This is a genomic window from Mycolicibacter heraklionensis (assembly GCF_019645815.1).
GTDB classification, from domain to species: Bacteria; Actinomycetota; Actinomycetes; order Mycobacteriales; family Mycobacteriaceae; genus Mycobacterium; species Mycobacterium heraklionense.
This window is the reverse complement of sequence record NZ_CP080997.1, coordinates 2,716,339-2,741,896: the sequence shown is the minus strand read 5'-3', so window position 1 is coordinate 2,741,896 and position 25,558 is coordinate 2,716,339. Positions and strand designations below refer to the sequence as shown.

The window sequence follows — 25,558 nt, the reverse complement described above, 5'->3', positions numbered from 1 at the left end:
GGTGGTTCATACTGGTTGGGCGGGTTGCGCCGACGGGGCGCTTTCCGACGGCGAAACCAAGGTGGCACAGATGACGAAGTTGGACACCGTCGAGCGGGCGGTTGCCGACATCGCGGCCGGCAAGGCCGTCGTCGTCATCGACGACGAGGACCGCGAGAACGAAGGCGATCTGATCTTCGCCGCCGAGAAGGCCACCCCCGAGCTGGTGGCGTTCATGGTCCGCTACACCTCCGGCTATCTGTGCGTGCCGCTGGACGGCGCCATCTGCGACCGGCTGGGCCTGCTGCCCATGTATGCGGTGAACCAGGACAAGCACGGCACCGCCTACACCGTCACCGTCGACGCGAAAAACAACGTCGGAACCGGGATTTCGGCTTCTGACCGGGCCACCACGATGCGCTTGCTGGCCGACCCGGCCAGTGTCGCCGACGATTTCACCCGCCCGGGCCACGTGGTGCCACTGCGCGCCAAGGACGGCGGGGTGCTGCGCCGGCCGGGCCACACCGAGGCCGCGGTCGACCTGGCCCGGATGGCCGGCCTGCAGCCCGCCGGCGCGATCTGCGAGATCGTCAGCCAAAAGGACGAGGGCGCCATGGCCCAGACCGAAGAGCTGAGGGTCTTCGCCGACGAGCACGGCCTGGCCCTGATCTCCATCGCCGACATGATCGAGTGGCGCCGCAAGCACGAGAAGCACATCGAGCGGGTCGCCGAGGCCCGCATCCCGACCCGGCACGGCGAGTTCCGCGCGGTCGGCTACACCAGCATCTACGAGGACGTCGAGCATGTCGCGCTGGTGCGCGGCGAGATCGCCGGGCCGCACAACGACGGCGACGACGTGCTCGTTCGGGTGCACTCGGAGTGCCTGACCGGCGACGTGTTCGGCTCCCGGCGCTGCGACTGCGGGCCCCAGCTGGACGCGGCGCTGGCGATGGTCGCGCAGGAGGGCCGCGGGGTGGTGCTCTACATGCGTGGGCATGAGGGCCGTGGCATCGGGCTGCTGCACAAACTGCAGGCCTACCAGCTGCAGGATGCCGGTGACGACACCGTCGACGCCAACCTCAAGCTGGGTTTGCCGGCCGATGCACGCGATTACGGAATCGGGGCGCAGATCCTCTCGGACCTCGGTGTTCGTTCGATGCGGCTGCTCACCAACAACCCGGCCAAGCGCGTCGGGCTGGACGGCTACGGGTTGCACATCATCGAGCGGGTACCGCTGCCGGTGCGGGCCAATTCGGAGAACATCCGCTACCTGCTGACCAAGCGAGACCGGATGGGCCACGAACTGACCGGCTTGGAGGACTTCGACGACTCCTCGTTGCTGCCGGACGAATTCGGTGGAGCGCTGTAGATGAGTCCTGCCGCAGGAGTGCCGGACATGCCGGCGCTCGACGCCTCTGGTGTGCGTCTGGCGATCGTGGCCAGCACCTGGCACACCCGTATCTGTGATGCCCTGCTGGCCGGGGCCCGCAAGGTGGCCGCCGACGCGGGCATCGCCGAACCGACAGTGGTGCGGGTGCTCGGGGCGATCGAGATCCCGGTGGTGGCACAGGAAGTGGCCCGCAACCATGACGCCGTCGTCGCGTTGGGTGTTGTGATCCGCGGTGCCACACCGCATTTCGACTATGTATGTGACGCAGTGACCCAGGGCCTGACCCGGGTGTCGCTGGATGCGGCTACCCCGGTGGCCAACGGCGTGCTCACCGTCAACGACGAGGAGCAGGCGCTGGACCGCGCCGGGCTGCCGGATTCGACCGAGGACAAGGGTGCTCAGGCAGCGGCCGCAGCACTCAGTACGGCGCTGACCCTGCGCGAGCTTCGCGCCGTGCTGTGACGCCCGGGGCCGGATCCCCGCGCTGGGATCTTCAGGTACGTCCGCGCATGATGCGCTACGGCCTATGGACGGTCGCCATCCTGATCGTGACCATCCACGTCGTGGTGAGCTTCTTGCTGACGATCCGCGCCAGCGGTGTGATCTTTCGTACCTACGACCGGGTGGCAGTGGTGGTGCTGGGCGTCATCGTGGCCGGTGCGCTGCTGCTGTTGACGCGGGCCCGCGTACGGGCGGGCGAGTCCGGGGTGTCGGTCCGCAATGCGCTCGGGGACCGGTTGATTCCCTGGTCTCAGGTGGTCGGCGTGTCCTTCCCGCCCGGCAAGCGCTGGGCCCGGCTGGAGTTGCCCGACGACGAGTACATTCCGCTGGTGGCCATCCAGTCCGCGGACAAGGAGCACGCCGTCGAGGCCATGCGGGCCTTGCGGGCCCTGGTCGCGCGCTACCGGCCCCCCGGCGAGCAGACGTGAAAGCACCCTATTTTGCATGAAATCCGCGACTTTCACGTCTGCTCGCCGCAGAAAGTAGCCTGGAACCCGTGCCAGACCCCGCGACCTATCGCCCGGCGCCCGGGTCCATTCCCGTCGCGCCCGGCGTCTACCGGTTCGTCGACCCGCACGGCCGGGTCATCTACGTGGGCAAGGCGAAAAACCTGCGGTCCCGGCTGACGTCGTACTTCGCCGACATCGCCGGCCTGCACCCGCGGACCCGCCAGATGGTGACCACCGCCGGCAAGGTGGAGTGGACGGTGGTCAACACCGAGGTCGAGGCTCTCCAGCTGGAATACAACTGGATCAAGGAGTTCGACCCGCGCTTCAACGTCCGCTACCGCGACGACAAGAGCTACCCGGTGCTGGCGGTCACCTTGAACGAGGAGTACCCGCGGCTGATGGTCTACCGCGGGCCGCGCCGCAAGGGGGTGCGCTACTTCGGTCCCTACTCGCACGCCTGGGCGATTCGCGAAACCCTGGACCTGCTGCTGCGGGTGTTTCCGGCCCGCACCTGCTCGGCCGGGGTGTTCAAGCGGCACCAGCAGATCGGCCGGCCCTGCCTGCTGGGCTACATCGGTAAGTGCTCGGCGCCGTGCATCGGGCGGGTGAGCGCCGAGGAGCACCGGCGGATCGTGGACGACTTCTGCGACTTTTTGGCCGGCAAGACCGACCGGTTGGTCCGCAGTCTGGAGCAGCAGATGCTGGCCGCCTCCGACGAACTGGACTTTGAGCGGGCCGCGCGCTTGCGCGACGACGTCGCCGCGCTGAAACGGGCGCTGGAAAAGCAGGCCGTGGTGCTCGGTGACGGTACCGACGCCGACGTGGTGGCATTCGCCGACGACGAGCTGGAAGCGGCGGTTCAGGTGTTTCACGTGCGCGGTGGACGGGTGCGCGGACAGCGCGGCTGGATCGTCGAGAAGCCCGGCGACCCCGGCGACGCCGAGAGCTCCCTGGAACAGCTGGTCGAGCAGTTCGTCACCCAGTTCTACGGGGACCAGGCCGAATTGGAAGGTGCGGCCGACGAACCCACCAACCCGGTGCCGCGCGAGGTGCTGGTGCCCTGCCTGCCGGCCAACTCAGACGAGCTGACCAGCTGGTTGTCGAAGCTGCGGGGTTCGCGGGTCTCGCTGCGGGTGCCGCTGCGCGGGGACAAGCGGGTGCTGGCGGAGACGGTCGAGCGCAATGCCAAAGATGCACTGCAGCAACACAAGATGAAACGGGCCGGGGATTTCACCGCCAGATCCGCTGCGCTGCAGAATATTCAGGAATCCCTGGGCCTGCCCGACGCTCCACTGCGCATTGAGTGTGTCGACATCAGTCATGTGCAGGGCACCGATGTGGTCGGGTCGCTGGTGGTGTTCGAGGACGGCTTGCCCCGCAAGTCGGACTACCGCCACTTCGCGATTCGGGAGGCCGCCGGTGAGGGACGGTCCGACGATGTGGCCTCGATCGCCGAAGTGACACGTCGTCGGTTCCGCCGGCACCTGGACGCCGAAATTCTTGCCCCGGAAGGAAAATCGCGTAAGTTCGCCTACCCGCCGAACCTCTACGTGGTGGACGGCGGTGCGCCACAGGTCAATGCCGCGGCCGCTGTGCTGGCCGAGCTCGGTATCACCGACGTCGCCACCATCGGACTGGCCAAACGATTGGAAGAGGTGTGGGTGCCGTCTGAGCCGGACCCGATCATCCTGCCGAGGCAGAGCGAAGGGCTCTACCTGTTGCAGCGCATTCGCGACGAGGCGCACCGGTTCGCCATCACCTACCACCGGAGCAAGCGCTCCAAGCGGATGACGGAGTCGGTGCTGGATGCGGTGCCCGGGCTCGGCGAGCACCGGCGCAAGGTGCTGATCTCCCATTTCGGTTCGGTGGCACGGCTGAAAAGGGCTACCGTCGAAGAGCTCACCTCGATCCCGGGGATCGGCGCGGCGACCGCCGCCGCTGTCCTTGAGGCGCTGGGAGCCGACGGCGCGGCGGGCGCCGCTGAACAGCAACGGATGTCGGGATGACCACGGAATCACCGAAAGGCGTGCGGGAGCGCGATGTCGCCGGCCCCGGAGACGGCGCAGGCATCGACGTCGTCCTGGTGACGGGTCTGTCCGGCGCGGGGCGCGGCACCGCGGCGAAGGTACTGGAGGACCTGGGCTGGTACGTCGCCGACAACCTGCCACCGGACCTGATCACCCGCATGGTGGACCTGGGGTTGGCGGCGGGTTCCCGGATCACCCAGCTGGCAGTCGTGATGGATGTGCGCTCGGCCGGTTTCACCGGAGACCTGGACTCGGTGCGCACCGAACTGGCCACCCGCGGCATCAATCCGCGCGTGCTGTTCATGGAGGCCAGCGACGACGTACTGATTCGCCGCTACGAGCACAACCGCCGCAGCCACCCGCTGCAGGGCCAGCAGACCCTCACCGAGGGCATCGCCGCCGAGCGGATCATGCTGGCGCCGGTGCGCGCGGTGGCCGACCTGGTCATCGACACCTCGGTGCTCAGCGTGCGCGAACTGCGGGAGAGCATCGAGGAGATGTTCGGCGGTGATGCGGTCAGCGCTCCCACGTCCATCACGGTCGAGTCCTTCGGCTTCAAGTATGGGCTGCCGATGGACGCCGACATGGTCATGGACGTGCGCTTCCTGCCCAACCCGCACTGGGTCGACGAATTACGCCCGCACACCGGTCAGCATCCGGCGGTGCGCGACTACGTGCTGAGCCAGCCGGGCGCCGATGAGTTCCTCGCGGGCTATCACCGGCTTCTGGCCCTGATGGTCGGCGGCTATCGACGAGAGGGAAAGCGGTACATGACCCTGGCCATCGGGTGCACCGGCGGCAAGCACCGCAGTGTGGCCATCGCCGAGGCCCTGGCGCGACTGCTGGACGCCCAGGACGACAACGACGAGCTGTCGGTGCGGGTGCTGCACCGGGATCTGGGCCGCGAATGAGTTGCGCCGGCGACGATGCAGAGCGGAGCTTGCGGAGCGATGAGGAGGAGCGGCGCCAGTGAGCGTTGAGCCCGCGAACGGCAACCCGAGCATCGTCGCGCTCGGTGGTGGGCACGGCCTGTACGCGACGCTGTCGGCTGCCCGCCGGCTGACTCCGCACGTCACCGCGGTGGTCACCGTCGCCGACGACGGCGGCTCCTCGGGCCGGCTGCGCGGCGAACTGAACGTGGTACCGCCCGGGGATCTGCGCATGGCACTCGCGGCGCTGGCGTCCGACACCCCGACGGGCCAGCTGTGGGCGACCATCTTGCAGCACCGGTTCGGCGGCAGCGGCGCCCTCGCTGGGCATCCGATCGGCAATCTGCTGCTGGCCGGTCTCAACGAAGTGCTCGCCGACCCGGTGGCCGCACTCGACGAACTCGGCCGGATGCTGGGCGTCAAGGGGCGAGTGCTGCCGATGTGCCCGATCGCGCTGCAGATCGAAGCCGACGTGTCCGGGCTGGAAGCCGACCCTCGACTGTTCCGGCTGATCCGGGGGCAGGTCGCCATCGCGACCACCCCGGGCAAGGTACGCCGGGTGCGGCTGCTGCCCGGCAACCCGCCGGCCACCCGCCAAGCGGTGGACGCCATCATGTCCGCGGATCTGGTGGTGCTCGGCCCGGGCTCGTGGTTCACCAGCGTGATCCCGCATCTGCTGGTGCCGGGGCTGGCCGCGGCGCTGCAGAACACCACGGCCCGACGCGCCCTGGTGCTCAACCTGGTGGCCGAGCCGGGGGAGACCGCGGGATTCTCCGTCGAGCGCCACCTACACGTGTTGGCTCAACACGCGCCCGGATTCACCGTGGACCACATCATCATCGACGCAGGCCGGGTGCCCAGCGAGCGTGAGCGTGAGCAGCTGCGGCGTGCCGCCAACTTGTTCGGTGCCGAGGTTCGGTTCGTGGATGTGGCCCGACCTGGTACACCTTTACATGACCCAGGAAAGTTGGCGGCGGCGCTAGACGGGGTTCGGAGCATCGACGCATCGACGTTGACCGTTCCGACGCCGGTAGCGACGCAGGCCGAGGGCGGGGGCCGGCAATCCGGCGTGAGTGGACCGAGCGGGCTCGGGCCGGGAGGTGACAAGTCGTGGCGATGACGGCCGAAGTCAAGGACGAGCTGAGCCGTCTCGTGGTCAGTTCGGTGAGTGCGCGCCGCGCCGAGGTCGCGGCGCTGCTGCGCTTCGCCGGCGGACTGCACATCGTGGCCGGTCGGGTCGTGGTCGAAGCCGAGGTGGACCTGGGGGTCATCGCGCGGCGGCTGCGCAAGGACATTTTCGACCTGTACGGCTACAACGCGATCGTGCACGTGCTGACGGCCAGCGGAATGCGTAAGAGCACCCGCTACGTGCTGCGCGTGACGAAGGACGGTGAAGCTCTGGCCCGCCAGACCGGGCTGTTGGACCTGCGCGGGCGCCCGGTGCGCGGCCTGCCCGCCCAGGTGGTCGGCGGCAGCGTCGCTGATGCCGAAGCTGCCTGGCGGGGAGCGTTTTTGGCGCACGGTTCGCTCACCGAGCCGGGTCGCTCGTCGGCTCTGGAGGTCGGCTGCCCGGGCCCGGAGGCCGCCCTGGCGCTGGTCGGCGCGGCCCGCCGGCTCGGGGTCAGCGCCAAGGCCCGCGAGGTGCGTGGTGCGGACCGAGTGGTGGTGCGCGATGGTGAGGCGATCGGGGCGCTGCTGACCCGGATGGGCGCCCAGGACACCCGGCTGGTCTGGGAGGAGCGCCGGATCCGCCGTGAGGTGCGTGCGACCGCGAACCGGCTGGCCAATTTCGACGACGCCAACCTGCGCCGCTCCGCGCGGGCGGCGGTGGCCGCGGCGGCGCGGGTGGAACGCGCACTGGCGATCCTCGGCGACACCGTGCCCGATCATCTGGCTTCGGCCGGCAAGCTGCGCGTCGAGCACCGGCAGGCATCCCTGGAGGAACTGGGCCGGCTGGCCGACCCGCCGATGACCAAAGACGCGGTGGCGGGGCGGATCCGGCGGCTTTTGTCGATGGCCGACCGCAAGGCCAAGCAGGACGGTATTCCCGACACCGAGTCCGCGGTCACCCCGGAGCTGCTCGAAGACGCCTAGCGGAGCCGAAACCACTTCCCGCGCCTGTTCTTACCGCTATAACAGAACGGGCACACGGCAGGGAGTGAGGACAGCATGGGGTTCATCAAACCGTCGGTTCCCGATGTCGACCCCGAAACGTGGCGCGCCACCCCGTGGGCGACCCGGGTCCAGGTCTGCAGCAGGCACTGGGCCGAACAGGGTTTCGGCACCCCGTCGGGGGTCTACCTGATCTATCTGCTCAAGATCGTGGCCTACGCCGTAGGCGCCGCGGCGGTCATCGCACTGACCCCGGGGCTGGGCGAGCTCGGCCGCATCGCCGACTGGTGGACACAGCCGATCGTCTACCAGAAGCTCGTTGTCTTCAGCCTGCTGTTCGAGATTCTGGGCCTGGGCTGCGGATCGGGTCCGCTGACCGCCCGCTTCTGGCCACCCATCGGCGGTGTCCTGTACTGGTTGCGGCCCAATACAATCCGATTGCCGCCCTGGCCGGGCAAGGTTCCGCTCACCCGCGGCGACACTCGCACCGTGGTCGACGTCGCGCTGTACGCCGCGGTGTTGGGCTCTGGCATCTGGGCGTTGCTGTCACCGGGGCAGGGCGACCCCGGCCCGGCGGGCCTGCTCGACCCGCTGCTGGTGGCGCCGATGATCGTCGCCCTGGTCCTGCCGGGTCTGCGGGACAAGACGATCTTTCTGGCCGCTCGTGCCGAGCATTACGGCCTGACCTTGCTCGTCTTCTTCTTTCCGTATGTGGACCAGATGGCTGCGTTCAAGCTCATCGTCCTTGGATTGTGGTGGGGTGCGGCCACATCCAAGCTCAACCACCACTTCCCGTATGTGGTCGCGGTGATGACGAGCAACAATGCCCTGCTGCGCTCGAAGATCTTCACCGGCCTCAAGCACCGGATGTACCGCGATCACATCAACGACCTGCGGCCCACTCGGATACCGCAGCTGATGGCACACGTCGGGGGCACCACAGCCGAATTCGTCGTGCCGGCGCTACTGGTGCTCGTTGCCGGCGATCACCCGTGGCGGTGGTTCCTGATCGCGTTCATGGTGATCTTCCACCTCAACATCCTGTCCAACCTCCCGATGGGAGTCCCGTTGGAATGGAACGTCTTCTTTCTCTTCTCGCTGTTCTTCCTGTTCGGGCAGCACCCCGAAGTCAGCGTCTACGACCTGAGGTCGCCGCTGTTGATGGCCATCTTGTTCACCGGGCTCATCGTGATCCCGGTGGCCGGAAACATGTTTCCGCAGCAGATTTCGTTCCTGCCGGCCATGCGCTATTACGCCGGAAACTGGGCGGCCAGCTTCTGGTGCTTTCGAGACGGCGCCGAGGACATCGTGGAGGCCAACGTGGTCAAGAGCTCGGCGCTGGTCATCAGCCAGTTGGCGAAGTTCTACGACCAGGCCACCGCCGATCTCGTCGCCGACAAAGTCCCGGGGGCGTTCCGGGCCATGCACCTGCAGGGCCGCGCACTGAACGGACTGTTGCCCCGGGCTTTAAACGGCGAGGCCAACGTGGCCGACTACAACATCCGCGACGGCGAGATCATCGCCGGCCCGCTGATCGGGTGGAACTTCGGCGAAGGCCACCTGCACAACGAGCAGCTGCTCGCGGCGGTGCAGCGCCGCTGCCACTTCGCCGAGGGTGACCTGCGGGTGATCGTGCTCGAAGGCCAACCCATCCATCGGCGAGAACAGGCCTACCGGATTGTCGACGCCAAATCTGGGCTGATCGAAGCGGGTTACGTGGCGGTGGCCGACATGCTCAGTCGCCAGCCGTGGCCCGAGCCGGGCGACGAGTTCCCGGTCCGCCGTACCGAGGGGCCTGTGGGGCGCATCACGCATTAGGCTGACGGCGAACACACCAGCAATCTCAAGTAAGACAGAGGAGAGACCAGTGACGGTCCGGGTAGGCGTGAACGGCTTCGGCCGCATCGGGCGGAACTTCTTCAGGGCATTGGACGCGCAGAAAGCCCTGGGCAACAACACCGACATCGAGATCGTCGCGGTCAACGACCTGACCGACAACGCCAGCCTGGCGCACCTGCTGAAGTTCGACTCCATCCTGGGCCGGCTGCCCCACGACGTCAGCCTTGAAGGCGACGACACCATCGTCGTCGGCAACACCAAGATCAAGGCCCTGGAGGTCAAGGAAGGCCCGGCGGCCCTGCCCTGGGGCGACCTCGGTGTCGACGTCGTCGTCGAGTCCACTGGTATCTTCACCAACGCCGCTAAGGCCAAGGGTCACCTGGACGCCGGCGCCAAGAAGGTCATCATCTCTGCGCCGGCCACCGATGAGGACATCACCATCGTGCTGGGCGTCAACGACGACAAGTACGACGGCAGCCAGAACATCATCTCCAACGCGTCGTGCACCACGAACTGCCTCGGCCCGCTGGCCAAGGTGCTCAACGACGAGTTCGGCATCGTCAAGGGCCTGATGACCACCATCCACGCCTACACCCAGGACCAGAACCTGCAGGACGGCCCGCACAGCGACCTGCGTCGCGCCCGCGCCGCCGCGATCAACATCGTGCCCACCGGTACCGGCGCCGCCAAGGCGATCGGGCTGGTGCTGCCCGAGCTGAAGGGCAAGCTGGACGGTTACGCGCTGCGGGTGCCGATCCCCACCGGCTCGGTCACCGACCTGACCGCGGAGTTGAGCAAGTCGGCGTCGGTCGCGGACATCAACGCCGCCATGAAGGCCGCCGCCGAGGGGCCGATGAAGGGCATCCTGAAGTACTACGACGCCCCGATCGTGTCGAGCGACATCGTCACCGACCCGCACAGCTCGCTGTTCGACTCGGGCCTGACCAAGGTGATCGACGACCAGGCCAAGGTGGTCTCCTGGTACGACAACGAGTGGGGCTACTCCAACCGGCTGGTCGACCTGATCGCCCTCGTCGGCAAGTCGCTGTAACGCGATCGTGGCCGTCAAGTCAGTCCAAGACCTGATCGCCGAGGGTGTAACGGGGCGGGGCGTGCTGGTGCGCTCCGACCTGAATGTCCCGCTCGACGATGGAAAGATCACCGACCTGGGCCGGATCACCGCGTCGGTGCCCACGCTGCGCGCGTTGGTCGACGCCGGCGCCAAGGTCGTGGTGACCGCGCACCTGGGCCGCCCCAAGGGCGGTCCGGACCCCAAACTGTCGCTGGCGCCGGTCGCGGCCGCGCTCGGCGAGCAGTTGGGCCGGCACGTCCAGCTGGCCGGTGACGTGGTCGGCACCGATGCCCTGGCCCGCGCCGAAGGCCTGACCGACGGCGACGTGCTGCTGCTGGAGAACATCCGCTTCGACCCGCGGGAGACCAGCAAGGACGACAACGAACGCCTGGCTCTGGCCCGGGCACTGGCCGAGCTGGTCGCCGCGCCGGACGGTTCGCCGGGGGCCTTCGTCTCCGACGGATTCGGTGTGGTGCACCGCAAGCAGGCCTCCGTCTACGACATCGCCACGCTGCTTCCGTCGTACGCCGGGACGCTGGTCGCCGCGGAAATCCAGGTGTTGCAGCAGCTGACCGAGTCGACGGAGCGGCCTTATGCGGTGGTGCTGGGCGGGTCGAAGGTCTCCGACAAGCTGGGCGTGATCAAGTCGCTGGCGACCAAGGCCGACAGCATCGTGATCGGCGGCGGCATGTGCTTCACCTTCCTGGCGGCCCAAGGCCTTCAGGTCGGGACCTCGCTGCTGGAGGCCGACATGGTGGACACCTGCCGGCAACTGCTCGATGACTACGCCGATGTGCTGCGGCTGCCGGTGGACATCGTCGTCGCCGATAAGTTCGACGCCGACGCCACGCCGCGAGCAGTGGCGGCCGATCGGATTCCCGACGACATGATGGGCCTGGACATCGGGGGCGACTCGGTGATCCGGTTCGCCACGCTGTTGTCCAACGCCAAGACCATCTTCTGGAACGGCCCGATGGGTGTTTTCGAGTTCCCCGCGTTCGCCTCCGGCACCAAAGGCATCGCCGAAGCGATCGCGAGCGCGACCCGCAAGGGCGCCTTCAGCGTGGTCGGCGGGGGTGACTCCGCTGCCGCGGTACGCGCGCTGGGCCTGCCGGAGGACGGCTTCTCGCATATCTCCACCGGCGGCGGGGCGTCCCTGGAATACCTTGAGGGCAAACCACTGCCAGGCCTACAGGTACTGGAAACCGGAGGGTCGTCATGAGTCGTAAGCCGCTGATCGCCGGCAACTGGAAGATGAACCTGAACCACTTCGAGGCGATCGCACTGGTGCAGAAGGTGGCTTTCGCGCTGCCGGACAAGTACTTCGACAAGGTCGATGTCACGGTGCTGCCGCCGTTCACCGACCTGCGCAGCGTGCAGACCCTGGTCGACGGGGACAAGCTCCGGCTGACCTTCGGCGCCCAGGACCTGTCGCAGCACGACGCGGGCGCCTACACCGGGGAGGTCAGCGGCGCGTTCCTGGCCAAACTGGGCTGCACCTTCGTCGTCGTCGGGCACTCCGAACGGCGCAGTTACCACGGTGAGGACGACGCGCTGGTCGCCGCGAAGGCCGCCGCCGCCCTCAAGCACGGCCTGACCCCGATCATCTGCATCGGCGAGCACCTGGAGATCCGGGAAGCCGGCAACCACGTCGAGTACTGCCTGGAGCAGTTGCGCGGCTCGGTGGCCGGGCTGAGCGCCGAGCAGATCGGCGCGAGCGTGATCGCCTACGAGCCGGTGTGGGCGATCGGCACCGGCCGGGTGGCCAGCGCGGCCGACGCACAGGAGGTGTGCGCGGCCGTACGCGGCGAACTGGGCAAGCTCGCCTCGCCCAAGATCGCCGACACCATCCGGGTGCTCTACGGCGGTTCGGTCAACGCCAAGAACGTCGGCGAACTCATCGGCCAGCCCGATGTGGACGGCGGCCTGGTGGGCGGCGCGTCGCTCGACGGTGAGCAGTTCGCGATGCTGGCGGCGCTGGCCGCCGGCGGGCCGTTGCCGTGACCCAGCACCGGGGCCGGCACAGGGCGAACGGTAGGGTAGCGGCATGATCTTGACGCTGCAGATTCTCTTGGTGATCACCAGCCTGCTGGTGATCCTGCTGGTGCTGCTGCACCGCGCCAAGGGCGGCGGCCTGTCGACCCTGTTCGGCGGCGGCGTGCAGTCCAGCCTGTCCGGCTCCACCGTGGTCGAGAAGAACCTGGACCGGTTGACCTACTTCGTCATCGCCATCTGGTTGATCTCGATCATCGCGGTGGGCCTGCTGATCAAGTACAGCTGACGGCCCACCGCACCCAGATCGAGCGGGTCAGCCCGCCCGCGCCACGATCACCGGCGTCTGGGACGCGTGGACCACGGCGTTGCTCACCGAGCCCAGTAGCATCCCCGCGAAACCACCCCGGCCATGGCTGCCGACGACGACCAGCTGCGCCGACTTGGAATGATCGATGAGGTGCCTGGCCGGGCGGTCGAGTACCAGTAGGCGATGTACCGTCACGTCTGGGTAGCGCTCCTGGAAGCCGGCCAGGCATTCCGCCAGTACTGCCTCGGAGCCGCCCGTCAACGCAGCCCACTCCGCATCGGGAAGTGCCAGCGCGGACCCGTCCACGCTGGCGTGCACGGCGATCAAGTCCACGCCACGCCATGACGCCTCGTCGAAAGCGATCTCGGTGGCGAGCGCGGACGTCGGGGATCCGTCGATCCCCACGACCACCGGCAGCCGGTTCGGCTGGGCCGCGGTGGCCGCCCGGCCGTGGATGACTGCGACCGGGCAGTGCGCATGGCGCACCAACTCCGTAGTGACCGATCCGAGCAGGATCTCACCGATCATGCCCAGACCACGCGGGCCGACCACCATCAGGCGCGCCGCTTTGGACAGGTCCACCAGGGTCGGCACCGCAGGGCCCTCGATCACCTCACCGCTGACATCCAGCGGGCGGCCAGGAGTTTCGGCCTCCGCAGCCCGGGCGAGGTCGATCGCGTCGGAGATCACCCGCTGTCCCTCGGCGACCCGCTCCTGTTGCACAGCGTCCAGGCCGGCGGCGGAGACGAACTCCACCGCGGCGTGGGGCACCGGCGGAACTGCGTGCACGATGCTCAGCGCGACATTGCGCAGCTTCGCCTCGCGGACGGCCCACCGGATGGCCTCACGCGAGGCCGGCGATCCGTCGACCCCGACAATAATTCCGGAACCCGCTGTGGTACCAGACATTTCGACTCCACTCCGGCAACCAGCTCAGCTGGTGGCCTGTACCTTGATGTGCTTTTCGGCTGGGGTCGCCGGCTCGCTGACCGCCACCGAAACGGTCAGGATGCCTTTGTCGTAGCTGGCTTTGATGTCGTCCTCGTCGGCGCCCGCCGGCAGCGTGACCGACCGGACGAAGGAGCCGTAGGAGAACTCCGAGCGGCCCTTGACCTCTTTGCTCTCGGTGCGCTCGGCCTTGATGGTCAGCTGACCGTCATGCACGGTGACGTCGACGTCCTTGGCCGGATCGATGCCAGGCAGCTCGGCGCGCACCACGTAGTGGCCCTCCTCCATCTGGTCTTCCAGCCGAATCAGGTTCCCTTCCAGCACGGGCCAGCGCCCGGCCCAGGACGGGAACCCGCTGAACAGTTCGGACAACTCCGGGAGCAGCGACCGTGGCTGCCGCCGGGTTTGCAGGTCGTTCATGGTTTGTCCTTCCTCTCGTTGGGATACTTCCGATTCCACTCGCCCCGAAACTCTCCGGGCAGGGCCGGAAGTCCTCTGTGGGTAGGGATGCTCGTCGTCAATCGGGGCACGGTCGGCGGCACTGGGCGACGCTGACGAACGGCCCCGCCGGGCGGGGACTTCGGGCCCTGGCATCGGGAGGTGGCCCCGGAGCACAGTGGTGTTGTGCGGCGGCGACCGACCGAGGCACGACGGCGGTGACGGAGATGACCGAGACAACGGATGTCAGAAGCCCACGGGCGCGGCGACTGTTTCGCGACCGTCGCGAAGCCGGACGTGTGCTGGCCGGACTCTTGACGGCCTACCGGGGCCGCGACGACGTGATCGTGCTCGGTCTGGCGCGGGGAGGCATCCCGGTGGCCTGGGAGGTCGCGGCCGCACTCGGGGCGCCGTTGGACGCCTTCATCGTTCGCAAACTGGGTGCGCCCGGCCACGAAGAGTTCGCGGCGGGAGCGCTCGCCAGCGGCGGCCGGGTGGTGCTCAACGACGACGTGGTGCGCGGTCTGCGGATCAGCCCCCAGCAGCTGCGTGACATCGCTGAGCGGGAAGGCCGTGAGCTGGCCCGGCGCGAGTCGGTCTACCGGGACGGGCGGCCGCCGGTAGCCGTTGCCGGTAAGACCGTCATCCTGGTCGACGACGGGCTGGCCACCGGCGCCAGCATGCTCGCGGCCGTGCAGGCGCTGCGGGACGCCGAGCCCGCACACATCGTGATCGCCGTTCCGGCGGCTCCCGAATCGACCTGCCGGGAATTCGCCGGTCTGGTCGACGACGTGGTGTGCGCCACCATGCCCACCCCGTTTCGTGCGGTCGGCGAGTCGTTCTGGGACTTCAGCCAGGTCAGCGACGAGGAGGTCCGCACGCTGTTGGCCACCCCGGCCACCCGCGGGGAGCCGGGGCCCACCGCGGTCGAGGCGATTCGCGGGGCCGCGATCGATGCCCCGGCCGGTGTCCCGCCGCGGGCGATGTTGGAGGAGCTGATCGGCGACGCCCGCATCGTGCTGATCGGTGAGAGCTCGCACGGCACGCACGAGTTCTACGCGGCACGCGCGGAGATCACCCGATGGCTGATCGAGGAAAAGGGGTTCTGTGCCGTTGCCGCCGAGGCGGACTGGCCGGACGCCTACCGGGTCAACCGCTATGTTCGCGGCTTGGGGGAGGACACCGACGCCGATGCGGCGCTGAGCGGATTCGAGCGTTTCCCGGCGTGGATGTGGCGCAACACCGTGGTCCGTGACTTCGTCGACTGGCTGCGCGCCCACAATGAGCGCTCCGGATCCCCCGGCCGGCAAGCCGGATTCTACGGATTGGACCTCTACAGCCTGCACCGTTCGATGCAGGCGGTGATCAGCTACCTGGAGACGATGGACCCGGCCGCGGCGACCCGCGCGCGACGCCGCTACGCGTGTTTCGACCACACCGGCGCCGACGACGGTCAGGCCTACGGATATGGTGCGGCGTTCGGCGCTGGACCGTCCTGTGAGCGGGAGGCAATCGAGCAACTGGTCGAGTTGCAGCGCAACGCACTGAGCTACGCCCAACGTGACGGACTGACCGTTGCGGACGCGCTCTTCGACGCCCTGCAGAACGCGCACACCGTCCACAACGCCGAGGTGTACTACCGATCGATGTTCAGCGGTCGGGTCACCTCGTGGAACCTACGCGACCAGCACATGGCGGAGACCTTGGACGCGCTACTGGCCCACCTCGACCATCGTATCGACGCCCCCGGTGCACCGCCCGCCCGAATCGTGGTGTGGGCCCACAATTCTCATGTCGGTGACGCCAGGGCGACCGAGATGTCCGGCGACGGCCAGCTCACACTCGGTCAGTTGGTGCGCCAGCGGTACGGCGATGCGGCGCGGCTCATGGGCTTCAGCACCTACAGCGGCACCGTCACCGCCGCCAGCGAGTGGGGCGGGCCCGCCGAACACAAGGTCGTGCGGCCGGCGTTGAACGGCAGCATCGAAGAGCTCTTGCACGCCACCGGCAAAGCGGAGTTCGCCGTGTCGACGCTCGCCCCGTCCGAGGCGACCGCCGCGCTCGGCGCCGTCCGGTTGAACCGCGCCATCGGCGTGATCTACCAGCCCGCCACCGAACGACAGAGCCACTACTTCCACGCCAGGCCCGCCGACCAGTTCGATGCGATCATTCATATCGGCACCACCCGCGCCCTGGAACCTCTAGAGGTCACGAGCCTTTGGGTTTCCGGGCAGAACCCGGAAACCTATCCGAGCGGCCTGTAGCAGCCCGGTCAATGACACAGGAGTGGCAATGTCGACCCACCTCGAAACCCGCAGCTGTGTCCGGGACTTCGCAACCCTACGGTCAGCCGACGCCGATGAGGCCGGCGGAAAAGGAGCCAACCTGGGGGAGCTGGTGGCGGCCGGGCTTCCGGTCCCGCCGGGCTTCGTGCTGCTGCGCAGCGGCTACCTGACGTCGCTGCAGGCCGCCGGCGTTGACGGCGAAATTGCGCGGCTGCATCGCGCGGCGCTGGTCCAGGTCGACGACAGCGACCAACTGACCGAACTGTGCCACAAGATGCAGCAGCTGGTGGCCGTAGCGGGCATCGCAGAGCCGGTTCGTGCCGAGTTGGTCGAGGCCTACCGTCGGCTGGGACCGCAATGCGGTGTCGCGGTGCGCTCCTCGGCGACCGGCGAAGACGGCCGGGACGCGTCGTTCGCCGGGATGAACGCGAGCATCACCAACGTGACCGGCGAGGAAGCTGTCGTCGATGCGGTGCTGCGCTGTTGGGCCTCGCTGTTCAGCCCTCGGGTGGTCACTTACCGGGCCAGCCGAGGGTTCACCGCCGACCCCGCGATGGCGGTGGTGGTGCAACAGATGGTCGCGGCCGAACGATCCGGCGTCGCGTTCACCAACAACCCTGGCACCGGAGCACCCGATCAGGTAGTGATCGAGGCCGCGGTCGGGCAGGGCGAAGTGGTGGTGTCTGGAAAGGTCCAGCCCGACACCTACGTCGTCGACAAGCAGACCCTGGCGGTGCTGGACACCAGAGTCGGCCACCAGGCGTTCAAGATCGAGCGCGGTCCCGACGGCCACGACGTCACGGTGGCGCTGGAGCCCGACCAGGCCGACGCCCGTGTCCTCGATGACGCGACGGTGAGTCGCATCGCCGAACTCGCCGTAGCGGTGGAGGACCACCACGGCTGCCCCCAGGATGTGGAGTGGGCGATCGAGTCCGGCCGGGTCTGGCTGGTTCAGGCCCGGCCGATCACGACGGTCGGCGGCCACCGGGCCGACGCCGCGCCGACAGCGGGAATCCTGCTGCGCGGTCTGCCTGCGGCTCCGGGTTCGGCCACCGGCCGGGTGCGCATCCTGCGTTCTCCGAGCGACGGCGACCAGCTGCGCGACGGCGAGATCCTGGCGGCCCCGATGACCAACCCGGACTGGCTGCCGACGCTGCGCCGGGCCGCTGCATTGGTGACCGAGGCCGGCGGCATGACCTGCCACGCCGCGATCGTGGCGCGCGAGCTGGGGGTGCCGTGCGTGGTCGGAACCGGCAACGCCACCACCGTGTTGCAGAACGGCCAGTCGGTGACCGTCGACGGCAGCCAGGGACTGGTCACCTCCGGCGTTGAGTCCGCGGTACGCGTGTCAGCGCCCTCGGCGCCGCCGCCGCAGGTTGGCGGCGGTGGTGAGGTCACCGGCACGAAGATCTACGTGAACCTCGCGATGGCCGACTCGGCCGAAGCCGTCGCCGCGCAGGATGTGGACGGCGTCGGTCTGTTGCGCGCCGAATTCATGCTCACCGAAGCGCTTTCCGGCCGACACCCGCGCGACCTGATCGCCCACGGCGAGCAGGCCACGCTGGTCGACGCGATGGTGACCTCCCTGAGCCGGATCGCCGCGCCGTTCGGCACCCGGCCGGTCGTCTACCGCGCCACCGACTTTCGCACCAACGAGTTCCGCGGACTGCGCGGCGGCGAGGCCTACGAGCCGGTGGAGCACAATCCGATGATCGGCTACCGGGGCTGCTACCGCTACGTGCGTGAACCCGATGTCTTCGCCCCGGAGCTCCAAGCGCTGGCCCGGGCCCGCGAACAGCACCCGAACCTGCACCTGATGATTCCGTTCGTGCGGACCCGCTGGGAATTGGAATCGTGCCTGGCGCTGGTGGATGCCAGCCCGCTGGGATCGCAGCGCGGTCTGCACCGATGGGTGATGGCCGAGGTGCCGTCGGTGGTGTACTGGCTGCCCGAGTACATCGGGCTGGGCATCGACGGCGTCTCCATCGGCAGCAACGACCTGACCCAACTGATCCTCGGGGTCGACCGCGACTCGGAGGTCTGCGCGGAACTGTTCGACGAGTCCGACCCGGCGGTGCTCGACGCGATCGCGCGGATCATCGAGGTGGCCCGGATGCACGGCGTCACGTCATCGCTGTGCGGCCAGGCGCCGTCCACCGACCCGGCGTTCGCCGAGCACCTGGTCCGGATGGGGATCACCTCGGTGTCGGTGAACCCGGACGCCGCGGCGGCGGCACGCCGGGCGGTGGCCGCCGCCGAGCGTCGGCTGCTGCTGGATTCGGCGCGGGGGGATCGCTGAGCGCCGTCAGCGCACCACCCGATTCCGCATGGCGTTGAACATGCCGCGCACGGCGTTCTCCGTCGCCGCCAGCGGCGACATCGCCGTCTCGCCGACTTCGACCAGGTAATCGATCCGGCTGACGATGGCCTCCACCGGTTCGATCAGCGTTGCCAGTCGTCGGGCCAGGTCGTCGAGACCGGCCATCGTCGCCTCCAGGTGATCCAGACCGTTGCCGAGGCGTTCGACAGTGGCGTTGAGATTGGCCAGCGAACTGTTCAGCTCGTTCATGGTGTTGCCCAGGCCATTGAGGACGTCCTCGAGCTGCCCGACGGTCACGTCGGCGTTCAGCGCCGCCTGAGCCAGGGTCTTGAGCCGCTTGCGTTCCGTGCCGGTGCCCGAGCTTCTGTCTGCCATGTCGCTCATTATGGCGCGGCGATGCGTCTCGCCGAGCGCAGCTAGTCAGATTGCGCGGGCAGCTCCGCGGCAGCTGCCTCGTCGAGCAGCCATACCGTCTGCTCACGCCCGATCGCACCGGCGGCCGGCATCGACACCGGGTCGGCTCCGCCGACCGCGGCGGCGACCGCCTCGGCTTTGGCCGCCCCAGCCACCACCAGCCACACCTGGCGGGAGCGCCGGATCGCCGGCAGTGTCAGCGTGATGCGGCGCGGCGGTGGCTTGGGCGAGTCGGGCACCCCGACCACCAGGCGAGTGGTCTCGCGCACCGCATCGGTGTCGGGGAACAGTGAGTTGACGTGGCCCTCGGGGCCCATGCCCAGCAGGTGCACGTCGAAGTCCGGCGCGGGCTGGCCAGGCTCGGCGTTGGCCGCCAACACCTCCTGGTAGCCCCGCGCGGCGGCGTCGAGGTCGTCGCCGTATGCACCGTCGCTGGCCGGCATGGCGTGCACGTTGGCAGCCGGGATCTCGATGCGGCCCAACAGGGCTTCGCGCGCCTGCCTGTCGTTGCGATCGGCGTCGGCGGCCGGAACGAAGCGGTCGTCACCGAAGAACAGATGCACGCATTCCCAGTCGATCCGCGCGGCATGCTCGCCGAGGCGATGCAGCAGCGCGATGCCGTTGCCGCCGCCGGTCAGCACGACCAGTGCCCGGCCCCGGGCGGCGATGGCCGATTCGACGGCATCGGCCAGCCGGTCACCGGCGGCGGCGACCAGCGCGTCGGCGTCGGGGTAGGTCGCGACGATCACAGATACTCCACTTCTTCGAGGCCGGTCAGCGCGGCGCCGTAAATGACGTCGGGATCCAGTCGGCGCAGATCTTCGGCCAGGCACTCCGCGGTCACCCGGCGGGGCAACGGCACCAGAGCCGCCGGCTTTCCGGTGCGGCTCAAGGTGGCGGTGACCCCGTCCTGGGGGCGGCTCAGTGTCACGGTCTCGCTGTCGCGCGTCAATTCGATCTTCAATTCGCCGACCGCGCGATGAACCGGCCCGTCGATGCGACTGACCAGCCAGCCGGCCAGGATGTCCAGCGCCGGTTCGGTCGCCAGCCCGGAGACCACCGCCGAGCGGATCGGCTCAAACGGCGGCTGATCCAGCGCGGAGGCGAGCAGCGCCCGCCAGTAGGTGATCCGACTCCACGACAGGTCGGTGTCGCCGGCGGTGTAGCCGTCTCGGCGGCTCTTGATCGCTGCCCGGGGGTCGGGGGCATTGGTGGCGTCGGTGATCCGCCGCAACGCCAGGGACCCCAGCGGGTCGGTGGCCGGTGCCGCCGGCGCGACATCGGGCCACCACGCGACCACCGGGATATCGGGCAGCAGGAAGGGCACGACGACGGCCTCGGCGTGACCGGCCAGCGGGCCGTACAGCCGCAGCACCACCACCTCGCTGGCGCCGGCATCGCCGAACATCCGCAACTCGGCGTCCAAGCGGGACTCACCGGAACCGGCGTCTCCGCTGACCACCACGATCACCCGACTCGGGTGTTCTTGGCTGGCGATGTTGGCCGCGTCGATGGACTCGTCGAGCAGCGCGTCGGTTTCCAGTGCCACGATCAGCGTCAGCACCCGACCCGTCGTCGCCGCACCGACCTGCTCGCGGATCGCATTGAGCTTCTTGTTGATCGCGGTGGTGGTGGTGTTCGGCAGCTCGATGATCATGGGCGCCGCCATTCCCGGCCGGAGCGCTCCAGCATCTCGAACGACGACTGCGGCCCCCAGCTTCCGGCGACATACGGCTCGGGCTTGCCGTGCTCGGCCCAGTTTTCGAGTACCGGATCGAGTATCTCCCAAGACAATTCGACCTCGGCGTTGACCGGGAACAGGGAGGGCTCACCCAGCAGCACGTCCAGGATCAGCCGCTCGTAGGCCTCCGGTGAATCCTCGGAGAACGTCGACCCGTAGGAGAAGTCCATGTTGACGTCGCGGACCTCCATCAGGTGGCCGGGCACCTTGGAACCGAACCGCAGCGTGATTCCCTCGTCCGGCTGCACCCGGATCACCAGCGCGTTCTTGCCCAATTCGTCGGTCATGGTGTCGTCGAAGGGCAGATGTGGTGCGCGCTTGAACACCAGCGCGATCTCGGTGACCCGCCGGCCCAGGCGCTTGCCGGTGCGCAGGTAGAACGGCACACCGGCCCAACGCCGGGTGTCGACCTCCAGGGTGATGGCCGCAAAGGTCTCGGTCCGCGAATCGTGGGCGAAGCCCTCCTCGTCGAGCAGGCCCACCACGTGCTCGCCGCCCTGCCACCCGGCGGCGTACTGGCCGCGGGAGGTGGTCTCATCCAGTGGCTGCGCCAGCCGGGTGGCCGAGAGCACTTTGATCTTCTCGGCCTGCAGTTCGGCGGGGGAGAAGTTCACCGGCTCCTCCATCGCCGTGAGGGCCAGCAACTGCAGCAGGTGGTTCTGGATGACGTCCCGGGCAGCGCCGATGCCGTCGTAGTAGCCGGCTCGCCCGCCCAGGCCGATGTCTTCGGCCATGGTGATCTGCACATGATCGACGTAGTGGGCGTTCCAGATCGGGTCGAACAGCTGGTTGGCGAAGCGCAGCGCCAGGATGTTCTGGACCGTCTCCTTACCCAAGTAGTGGTCGATCCGGAACACCGACTCCTCGGGGAACACGCTGTTGACCACGCTGTTCAGCTCGACCGCGCTGGTCAGGTCGTGGCCGAACGGCTTCTCGATCACCACCCGGCTCCATCGGCCGTCCCGCGGCCGGGCCAGTCCCGTCGAGTGCAGCTTCTCGCACACCACCGGGAACGCCCCGGGCGGAATCGACAGGTAGAACGCATGATTGCCCCCGGTGCCGCGCTCGGCGTCGAGTTCCTCCAGGGTCTGCGCCAGCCGGGCAAACGCCTCGTCATCATCGAATGTGCCCGTGACGAACCGGAATCCGGATGCCAGCCGGTCCCACACCACCTGACGGAACGGAGTCCGGGCGTGCTGTTTGACGGCCTGGTAGACCACGTCGGCGAAATCCTCGTCGGCCCAGTCGCGGCGGGCGAACCCGACCAGTGCGAAGGTCGCCGGCAGCAACCCGCGGTTGGCCAGGTCGTAGATCGCCGGCATGAGCTTGCGCCGGGCCAGATCACCGGTGACCCCGAAAATCACCACGCCGCAGGGGCCGGCGATGCGGGGCAGGCGTTTGTCTCGCTTGTCTCGCAGCGGGTTCTGCCACCCCGAGGGGGTGTTGTGCGCTGCCCCGGCGCCGGCCATCAGATCACTTGGCCTCTTCGAGCTGCGTTGCCGTGGCGTCCAGCAGTTCGCCCCAGGATGCCTCGAACTTCTCGACGCCCTCGTTCTCCAACACCAGGAACACGTCGGTCAGATCGACGCCCACCGCAGCGAGTTGGTCGAAGAGCTGTTGGGATGCCGGCGCGGTGCCGGCGATGGTGTCGCCGGTGATGTCCCCGTGGTCGGCGACCGCCTCCAGCGTCGGCTCGGGCATGGTGTTGACGGTGTGGGCCGCAACCAGCTCGGTGACGTACAGGGTGTCCGGGTAGTCCGGGTTCTTCACTCCGGTCGACGCCCACAACGGGCGCTGCACGCGTGCACCGTCGGACGCCAGCGCGGTGAAGCGCTCGCCGCCGAAAACCTCTTCGTAGGCGGCGTAGGCCAACCGGGCGTTGGCCAGACCGGCCTTGCCGCGCAGCGCCAGGGCCTCGGCCGAGCCGATCTTCTCCAACCGGGCGTCGATCTCGGTGTCCACCCGGGACACGAAGAACGACGCCACCGAGTGGATCTTGGCCAGGTCGTGTCCGGCGGCCTTGGCGGCCTCCAGGCCCGCCAGGTAGGCGTCCATCACCTCGCGGTGCCGCTCGACGGAGAAGATCAGCGTGACGTTGACCGAAATCCCTTCGGCCAGTACCGCGGTGATAGCCGGCAGACCCGCTTTGGTGGCCGGAATCTTGATGAACAGGTTCGGCCGGTCGACGATCTTCCACAGTTCGACGGCCTGAGCCACGGTCTTGTCGGTGTCATGGGCCAGGCGGGGATCGACCTCGATCGACACCCGGCCGTCCACGCCGTCGGACGCCTCCCACGCCTGAGTCAGGACCTCGCACGCGTTGCGCACGTCGTCGGTGGTGACGGTGCGGATCACCGCGTCCACGTCGGCGCCCCGAGCGGCCAGCTCGGCCAGCTGCTTGTCGTAGGCGTGGCCCTTCTCCAGTGCCTTCTGGAAGATGGTGGGGTTGGTGGTCACCCCGACCACGCTGCGGGTGGCGACCAGGTCGGCCAGGTTGCCCGACGTGAGCCGGTCGCGGGACAGGTCGTCGAGCCACACCGAGACGCCGGCGGCGCTGAGAGCGGCAAGCTTGGGATTCTGAGTCATGGTGCGCTCCTTCTCAATCGAGAGGTCAGTCGGTTCCGATTGACGTCAGTTGTCCAGGGTTCTCTCGGCTGCGGCGACGACGGCCTCCGCGGTCAGGCCGAACTCACGGAACAGGGTTTGGTAGTCGGCGGATTCGCCGTAGCGCTCGATCGACACGATCTCGCCGGTGTCGCCGACGATCTTGTGCCAGCACTGTGCGATGCCGGCTTCAACGGCCACCCGAGCCGACACCGACGGCGGCAGCACCGCGTCGCGGTAGTCGGCCGGCTGCGATTCGAACCACTCCAGACACGTCATCGACACCACGCGGGCGTGGATGTCCTTGGCCGCCAAGAGTTTCTGCGCCTCGACCGCGAGCTGGACCTCGGAGCCGGTGGCGATCAGCACCACGTCGGGGTCCTCGCTACCGGCGGCTTCGAGGCCGCCCAGCACGTAGCCTCCGCGTGCGACGCCTTCGGCGTCGGTGCCCTCGAGGATCGGCACATTCTGCCGGGTCAGGATCAGCCCGACCGGCCCGCTGTCTGCGCCGCGGGCCAACACGGTGCGCCAGGCGTAAGCCGTCTCGTTGGCGTCCGCCGGACGCACCACCGACAGCCGGGGGATGGCACGCAATGCCGCCAGGTGCTCGATCGGCTGGTGCGTCGGGCCGTCTTCGCCGAGCCCGATCGAGTCGTGCGTCCATACGTAGATCGGGTCGATGTCCATCAGCGCGGCCAGTCGCACCGCGGGCCGCATGTAGTCGGAGAACTGCAGGAACGTGCCGCCGTAGGCGCGGGTCGGCCCGTGCAGCACGATGCCGGACAGGATCGAGCCCATCGCGTGCTCGCGGATCCCGAAGTGCAGGGTGCGGCCGTAGGGGTCGGCGGTGTACTCGCCGGTGGAGATCGACGACGGCCCGAACGACTTGACGCCGTCCATGGTGGTGTTGTTGCTGCCCGCCAGATCGGCTGAGCCGCCCCACAATTCGGGAAGCTTGGCGCCTACCGCATTGAGCACCTTGCCGGACGCGGCGCGGGTGGCCACGGCCTTGGAGCCGGGCTCCCAGTACGGCAGCTCGGCGTCCCAGCCGTCGGGCAGTTCACCGGCGAGCAGCCGGTCCAGCAGCGCCTTGCGCTCCGGCTCGCGGGCCGCCCATGACTCGAACTGCACCTGCCAGTCCGCGTGGGCCGCCTTGCCGCGGGCCACCAGCCCGCGGGTGTGGGTGATCACGTCTTCGCGGACGTCGAACGCCTTGTCCGGGTCGAATCCGAGTGCGGACTTGGTGGCGGCCACCTCGTCGCCGCCCAGCGCCGAACCGTGGATGGCGCCGGTGTTCATCTTGCCCGGCGACGGGTAGCCGATGATGGTGCGCAGCGAGATGAACGACGGCTTGTCGGTGACGGCCTTCGCGTTGGCGATCGCCTCCTCGATGCCGGTCACGTTCTCGCCGCCCTCGACCTCCTGGACGTGCCAGCCGTAGGCCCGGTAGCGGGCGGTGGTGTCCTCGCAGAGCGCGATCGCGGTGTCGTCCTCGATGGAGATCTTGTTGTGGTCGTAGAACACGATCAGATTGCCCAGCTGCTGGACGCCGGCCAGCGAGGACGCCTCACTGGTGACGCCTTCCTGGATGTCGCCGTCGGAGGCGATCACGTAAATGAAGTGGTCGAACGGGCTCTCGCCCGGCGCGGTGTCCGGGTCGAACAGGCCGCGCTCGTAGCGAGCGGCCATCGCCATGCCGACCGCCGAGGCCAGCCCCTGACCGAGCGGGCCGGTGGTGATCTCCACGCCCTTGGTGTGGCGGAACTCCGGGTGGCCCGGGGTCTTGGAGCCCCAGGTGCGCAGTGCCTCGATGTCGGCCAGTTCCAGCCCGAAACCGCCCAGGTAGAGCTGGATGTAGAGGGTCAGGCTGGAGTGACCGCAGGACAGCACGAACCGGTCGCGGCCCAGCCACTCGGTGTCGGAGGGGTCGTGGCGCATCACCCGCTGGAACAGCGTGTAGGCCAGCGGCGCCAGGCTCATCGCGGTGCCCGGATGGCCGTTGCCGACCTTCTGCACCGCGTCAGCGGCCAGCACCCGGGCGGTGTCGACTGCGACGGAGTCGATCTCGGCCCAGTCTGCGGGGTGGTGCGGGCGGGTAAGAGCGGAGATCTCAGCAGCAGTGGTCACGAACTTCGGGTCCTCATCTTCGAGATAGGTCTTCACAACAAGCCGGGTTGGTTCTCAGCCTAATGCGGGCACGCGCGGTGT

Annotated in this window: 22 protein-coding genes; 14 read left to right on the top strand and 8 right to left on the bottom strand. The window is 68.5% G+C overall.

The window, feature by feature from the left end:
• Positions 1-70 precede the first annotated feature (70 nt).
• The 12 genes from K3U94_RS12825 to secG all read left to right on the top strand — a co-directional run bounded on the left by K3U94_RS12825 (position 71) and on the right by secG (position 12,579).
• Positions 71-1,348, top strand: a complete 1,278-nt coding sequence (locus tag K3U94_RS12825) for a bifunctional 3,4-dihydroxy-2-butanone-4-phosphate synthase/GTP cyclohydrolase II (protein WP_220693956.1) — start codon at positions 71-73, stop codon at positions 1,346-1,348.
• Positions 1,349-1,831, top strand: a complete 483-nt coding sequence (gene ribH / locus K3U94_RS12820; RefSeq protein ID WP_047318018.1) for a 6,7-dimethyl-8-ribityllumazine synthase — start codon at positions 1,349-1,351, stop codon at positions 1,829-1,831. It begins immediately after the preceding gene.
• 47 nt (positions 1,832-1,878) lie between these two features.
• Positions 1,879-2,298, top strand: coding sequence for a PH domain-containing protein (locus tag K3U94_RS12815; RefSeq protein ID WP_047318017.1), 420 nt, complete (start codon positions 1,879-1,881; stop codon positions 2,296-2,298).
• 68 nt (positions 2,299-2,366) lie between these two features.
• The gene (gene uvrC / locus K3U94_RS12810) at positions 2,367-4,325 is read left to right on the top strand and encodes an excinuclease ABC subunit UvrC (RefSeq protein WP_220693955.1); all 1,959 of its coding nucleotides are present in this window, start codon (positions 2,367-2,369) and stop codon (positions 4,323-4,325) included.
• Entirely contained in the window at positions 4,322-5,257 is a 936-nt protein-coding gene (rapZ, locus tag K3U94_RS12805) for an RNase adapter RapZ (RefSeq protein ID WP_047318015.1), read from the top strand. The genes uvrC and rapZ overlap by 4 nt, the downstream gene beginning before the upstream one ends.
• Positions 5,258-5,315: 58 nt before the next feature.
• A complete protein-coding gene (locus K3U94_RS12800) occupies positions 5,316-6,395 on the top strand; it encodes a gluconeogenesis factor YvcK family protein (protein WP_047318014.1) in 1,080 nt (359 codons plus the stop codon).
• On the top strand, positions 6,386-7,369 hold the full coding sequence (gene whiA, locus K3U94_RS12795; RefSeq protein WP_036458526.1) for a DNA-binding protein WhiA: 984 nt from the start codon (positions 6,386-6,388) through the stop codon (positions 7,367-7,369). The genes K3U94_RS12800 and whiA overlap by 10 nt, the downstream gene beginning before the upstream one ends.
• Positions 7,370-7,444: 75 nt before the next feature.
• Positions 7,445-9,205 carry a DUF3556 domain-containing protein gene (locus K3U94_RS12790; protein WP_220693954.1) on the top strand — a complete coding sequence of 587 codons (1,761 nt, stop codon included), beginning with the start codon at positions 7,445-7,447 and terminating at the stop codon, positions 9,203-9,205.
• Positions 9,206-9,254: 49 nt separating this feature from the next.
• Positions 9,255-10,277, top strand: coding sequence for a type I glyceraldehyde-3-phosphate dehydrogenase (gene gap, locus K3U94_RS12785; RefSeq protein ID WP_220693953.1), 1,023 nt, complete (start codon positions 9,255-9,257; stop codon positions 10,275-10,277).
• Positions 10,278-10,284: 7 nt separating this feature from the next.
• On the top strand, positions 10,285-11,520 hold the full coding sequence (locus K3U94_RS12780) for a phosphoglycerate kinase (protein WP_220693952.1): 1,236 nt from the start codon (positions 10,285-10,287) through the stop codon (positions 11,518-11,520).
• On the top strand, positions 11,517-12,302 hold the full coding sequence (tpiA, locus tag K3U94_RS12775) for a triose-phosphate isomerase (protein WP_220693951.1): 786 nt from the start codon (positions 11,517-11,519) through the stop codon (positions 12,300-12,302). Before K3U94_RS12780 ends, tpiA begins: the two co-directional genes overlap by 4 nt.
• Positions 12,303-12,345: 43 nt before the next feature.
• Positions 12,346-12,579: a preprotein translocase subunit SecG gene (gene secG, locus K3U94_RS12770; RefSeq protein WP_047318009.1), complete on the top strand. Its 234-nt coding sequence runs from the start codon at positions 12,346-12,348 to the stop codon at positions 12,577-12,579.
• A 27-nt stretch (positions 12,580-12,606) separates the two neighbouring features.
• Here the strand turns inward: secG and K3U94_RS12765 are convergent, their stop codons facing one another.
• Positions 12,607-13,509, bottom strand: coding sequence for a universal stress protein (locus K3U94_RS12765; RefSeq protein WP_220693950.1), 903 nt, complete (start codon positions 13,507-13,509; stop codon positions 12,607-12,609).
• A 24-nt stretch (positions 13,510-13,533) separates the two neighbouring features.
• Positions 13,534-13,968: an Hsp20/alpha crystallin family protein gene (locus K3U94_RS12760; protein ID WP_047318007.1), complete on the bottom strand. Its 435-nt coding sequence runs from the start codon at positions 13,966-13,968 to the stop codon at positions 13,534-13,536.
• 245 nt (positions 13,969-14,213) lie between these two features.
• Between K3U94_RS12760 and K3U94_RS12755 the strand changes: the two genes are divergently transcribed.
• Both K3U94_RS12755 and ppsA read left to right on the top strand, forming a co-directional pair.
• Positions 14,214-16,250, top strand: coding sequence for an erythromycin esterase family protein (locus tag K3U94_RS12755; RefSeq protein WP_220693949.1), 2,037 nt, complete (start codon positions 14,214-14,216; stop codon positions 16,248-16,250).
• A gap of 28 nt (positions 16,251-16,278) precedes the next feature.
• Positions 16,279-18,570 (top strand): phosphoenolpyruvate synthase, encoded by a 2,292-nt coding sequence (gene ppsA, locus K3U94_RS12750; RefSeq protein WP_220693948.1) that lies wholly within the window; start codon positions 16,279-16,281, stop codon positions 18,568-18,570.
• Positions 18,571-18,576: 6 nt separating this feature from the next.
• Here ppsA and K3U94_RS12745 read toward each other — a convergent pair whose 3' ends face one another.
• Genes K3U94_RS12745 through tkt form a run of 6 tightly spaced genes read right to left on the bottom strand, consistent with a single transcriptional unit; the run spans position 18,577 to position 25,477 of the window.
• Positions 18,577-18,975, bottom strand: coding sequence for an ATPase (locus K3U94_RS12745; protein ID WP_047318004.1), 399 nt, complete (start codon positions 18,973-18,975; stop codon positions 18,577-18,579).
• A gap of 32 nt (positions 18,976-19,007) precedes the next feature.
• Positions 19,008-19,754: a 6-phosphogluconolactonase gene (gene pgl / locus K3U94_RS12740; RefSeq protein WP_220693947.1), complete on the bottom strand. Its 747-nt coding sequence runs from the start codon at positions 19,752-19,754 to the stop codon at positions 19,008-19,010.
• A complete protein-coding gene (gene opcA, locus K3U94_RS12735) occupies positions 19,751-20,662 on the bottom strand; it encodes a glucose-6-phosphate dehydrogenase assembly protein OpcA (RefSeq protein ID WP_047318140.1) in 912 nt (303 codons plus the stop codon). The genes pgl and opcA overlap by 4 nt, the downstream gene beginning before the upstream one ends.
• The gene (gene zwf, locus K3U94_RS12730) at positions 20,659-22,215 is read right to left on the bottom strand and encodes a glucose-6-phosphate dehydrogenase (protein ID WP_047318002.1); all 1,557 of its coding nucleotides are present in this window, start codon (positions 22,213-22,215) and stop codon (positions 20,659-20,661) included. Before zwf ends, opcA begins: the two co-directional genes overlap by 4 nt.
• A gap of 4 nt (positions 22,216-22,219) precedes the next feature.
• Positions 22,220-23,332 (bottom strand): transaldolase, encoded by a 1,113-nt coding sequence (gene tal / locus K3U94_RS12725; protein WP_047318001.1) that lies wholly within the window; start codon positions 23,330-23,332, stop codon positions 22,220-22,222.
• 45 nt (positions 23,333-23,377) lie between these two features.
• Complete coding sequence (gene tkt, locus K3U94_RS12720) at positions 23,378-25,477, bottom strand: transketolase (RefSeq protein ID WP_047318139.1); 2,100 nt, start codon at positions 25,475-25,477, stop codon at positions 23,378-23,380.
• Positions 25,478-25,558: the final 81 nt, after the last annotated feature.

Bases quoted from the DNA above. Each gene is read 5' to 3' on its own strand.
- K3U94_RS12815 (WP_047318017.1), top strand. From the start codon at position 1,879: ATGATGCGCTACGGCCTATGGACGGTCGCCATCCTGATCGTGACCATC.
- K3U94_RS12745 (WP_047318004.1), bottom strand. From the start codon at position 18,975: ATGAGCGACATGGCAGACAGAAGCTCGGGCACCGGCACGGAACGCAAG.
- zwf (WP_047318002.1), bottom strand. From the start codon at position 22,215: ATGGCCGGCGCCGGGGCAGCGCACAACACCCCCTCGGGGTGGCAGAAC.
- tpiA (WP_220693951.1), top strand. From the start codon at position 11,517: ATGAGTCGTAAGCCGCTGATCGCCGGCAACTGGAAGATGAACCTGAAC.
- K3U94_RS12765 (WP_220693950.1), bottom strand. From the start codon at position 13,509: ATGTCTGGTACCACAGCGGGTTCCGGAATTATTGTCGGGGTCGACGGA.
- opcA (WP_047318140.1), bottom strand. From the start codon at position 20,662: ATGATCATCGAGCTGCCGAACACCACCACCACCGCGATCAACAAGAAG.
- ppsA (WP_220693948.1), top strand. From the start codon at position 16,279: ATGTCGACCCACCTCGAAACCCGCAGCTGTGTCCGGGACTTCGCAACC.
- rapZ (WP_047318015.1), top strand. From the start codon at position 4,322: ATGACCACGGAATCACCGAAAGGCGTGCGGGAGCGCGATGTCGCCGGC.
- K3U94_RS12755 (WP_220693949.1), top strand. From the start codon at position 14,214: ATGACCGAGACAACGGATGTCAGAAGCCCACGGGCGCGGCGACTGTTT.
- K3U94_RS12825 (WP_220693956.1), top strand. From the start codon at position 71: ATGACGAAGTTGGACACCGTCGAGCGGGCGGTTGCCGACATCGCGGCC.
- tal (WP_047318001.1), bottom strand. From the start codon at position 23,332: ATGACTCAGAATCCCAAGCTTGCCGCTCTCAGCGCCGCCGGCGTCTCG.
- K3U94_RS12790 (WP_220693954.1), top strand. From the start codon at position 7,445: ATGGGGTTCATCAAACCGTCGGTTCCCGATGTCGACCCCGAAACGTGG.
- ribH (WP_047318018.1), top strand. From the start codon at position 1,349: ATGAGTCCTGCCGCAGGAGTGCCGGACATGCCGGCGCTCGACGCCTCT.
- secG (WP_047318009.1), top strand. From the start codon at position 12,346: ATGATCTTGACGCTGCAGATTCTCTTGGTGATCACCAGCCTGCTGGTG.
- K3U94_RS12760 (WP_047318007.1), bottom strand. From the start codon at position 13,968: ATGAACGACCTGCAAACCCGGCGGCAGCCACGGTCGCTGCTCCCGGAG.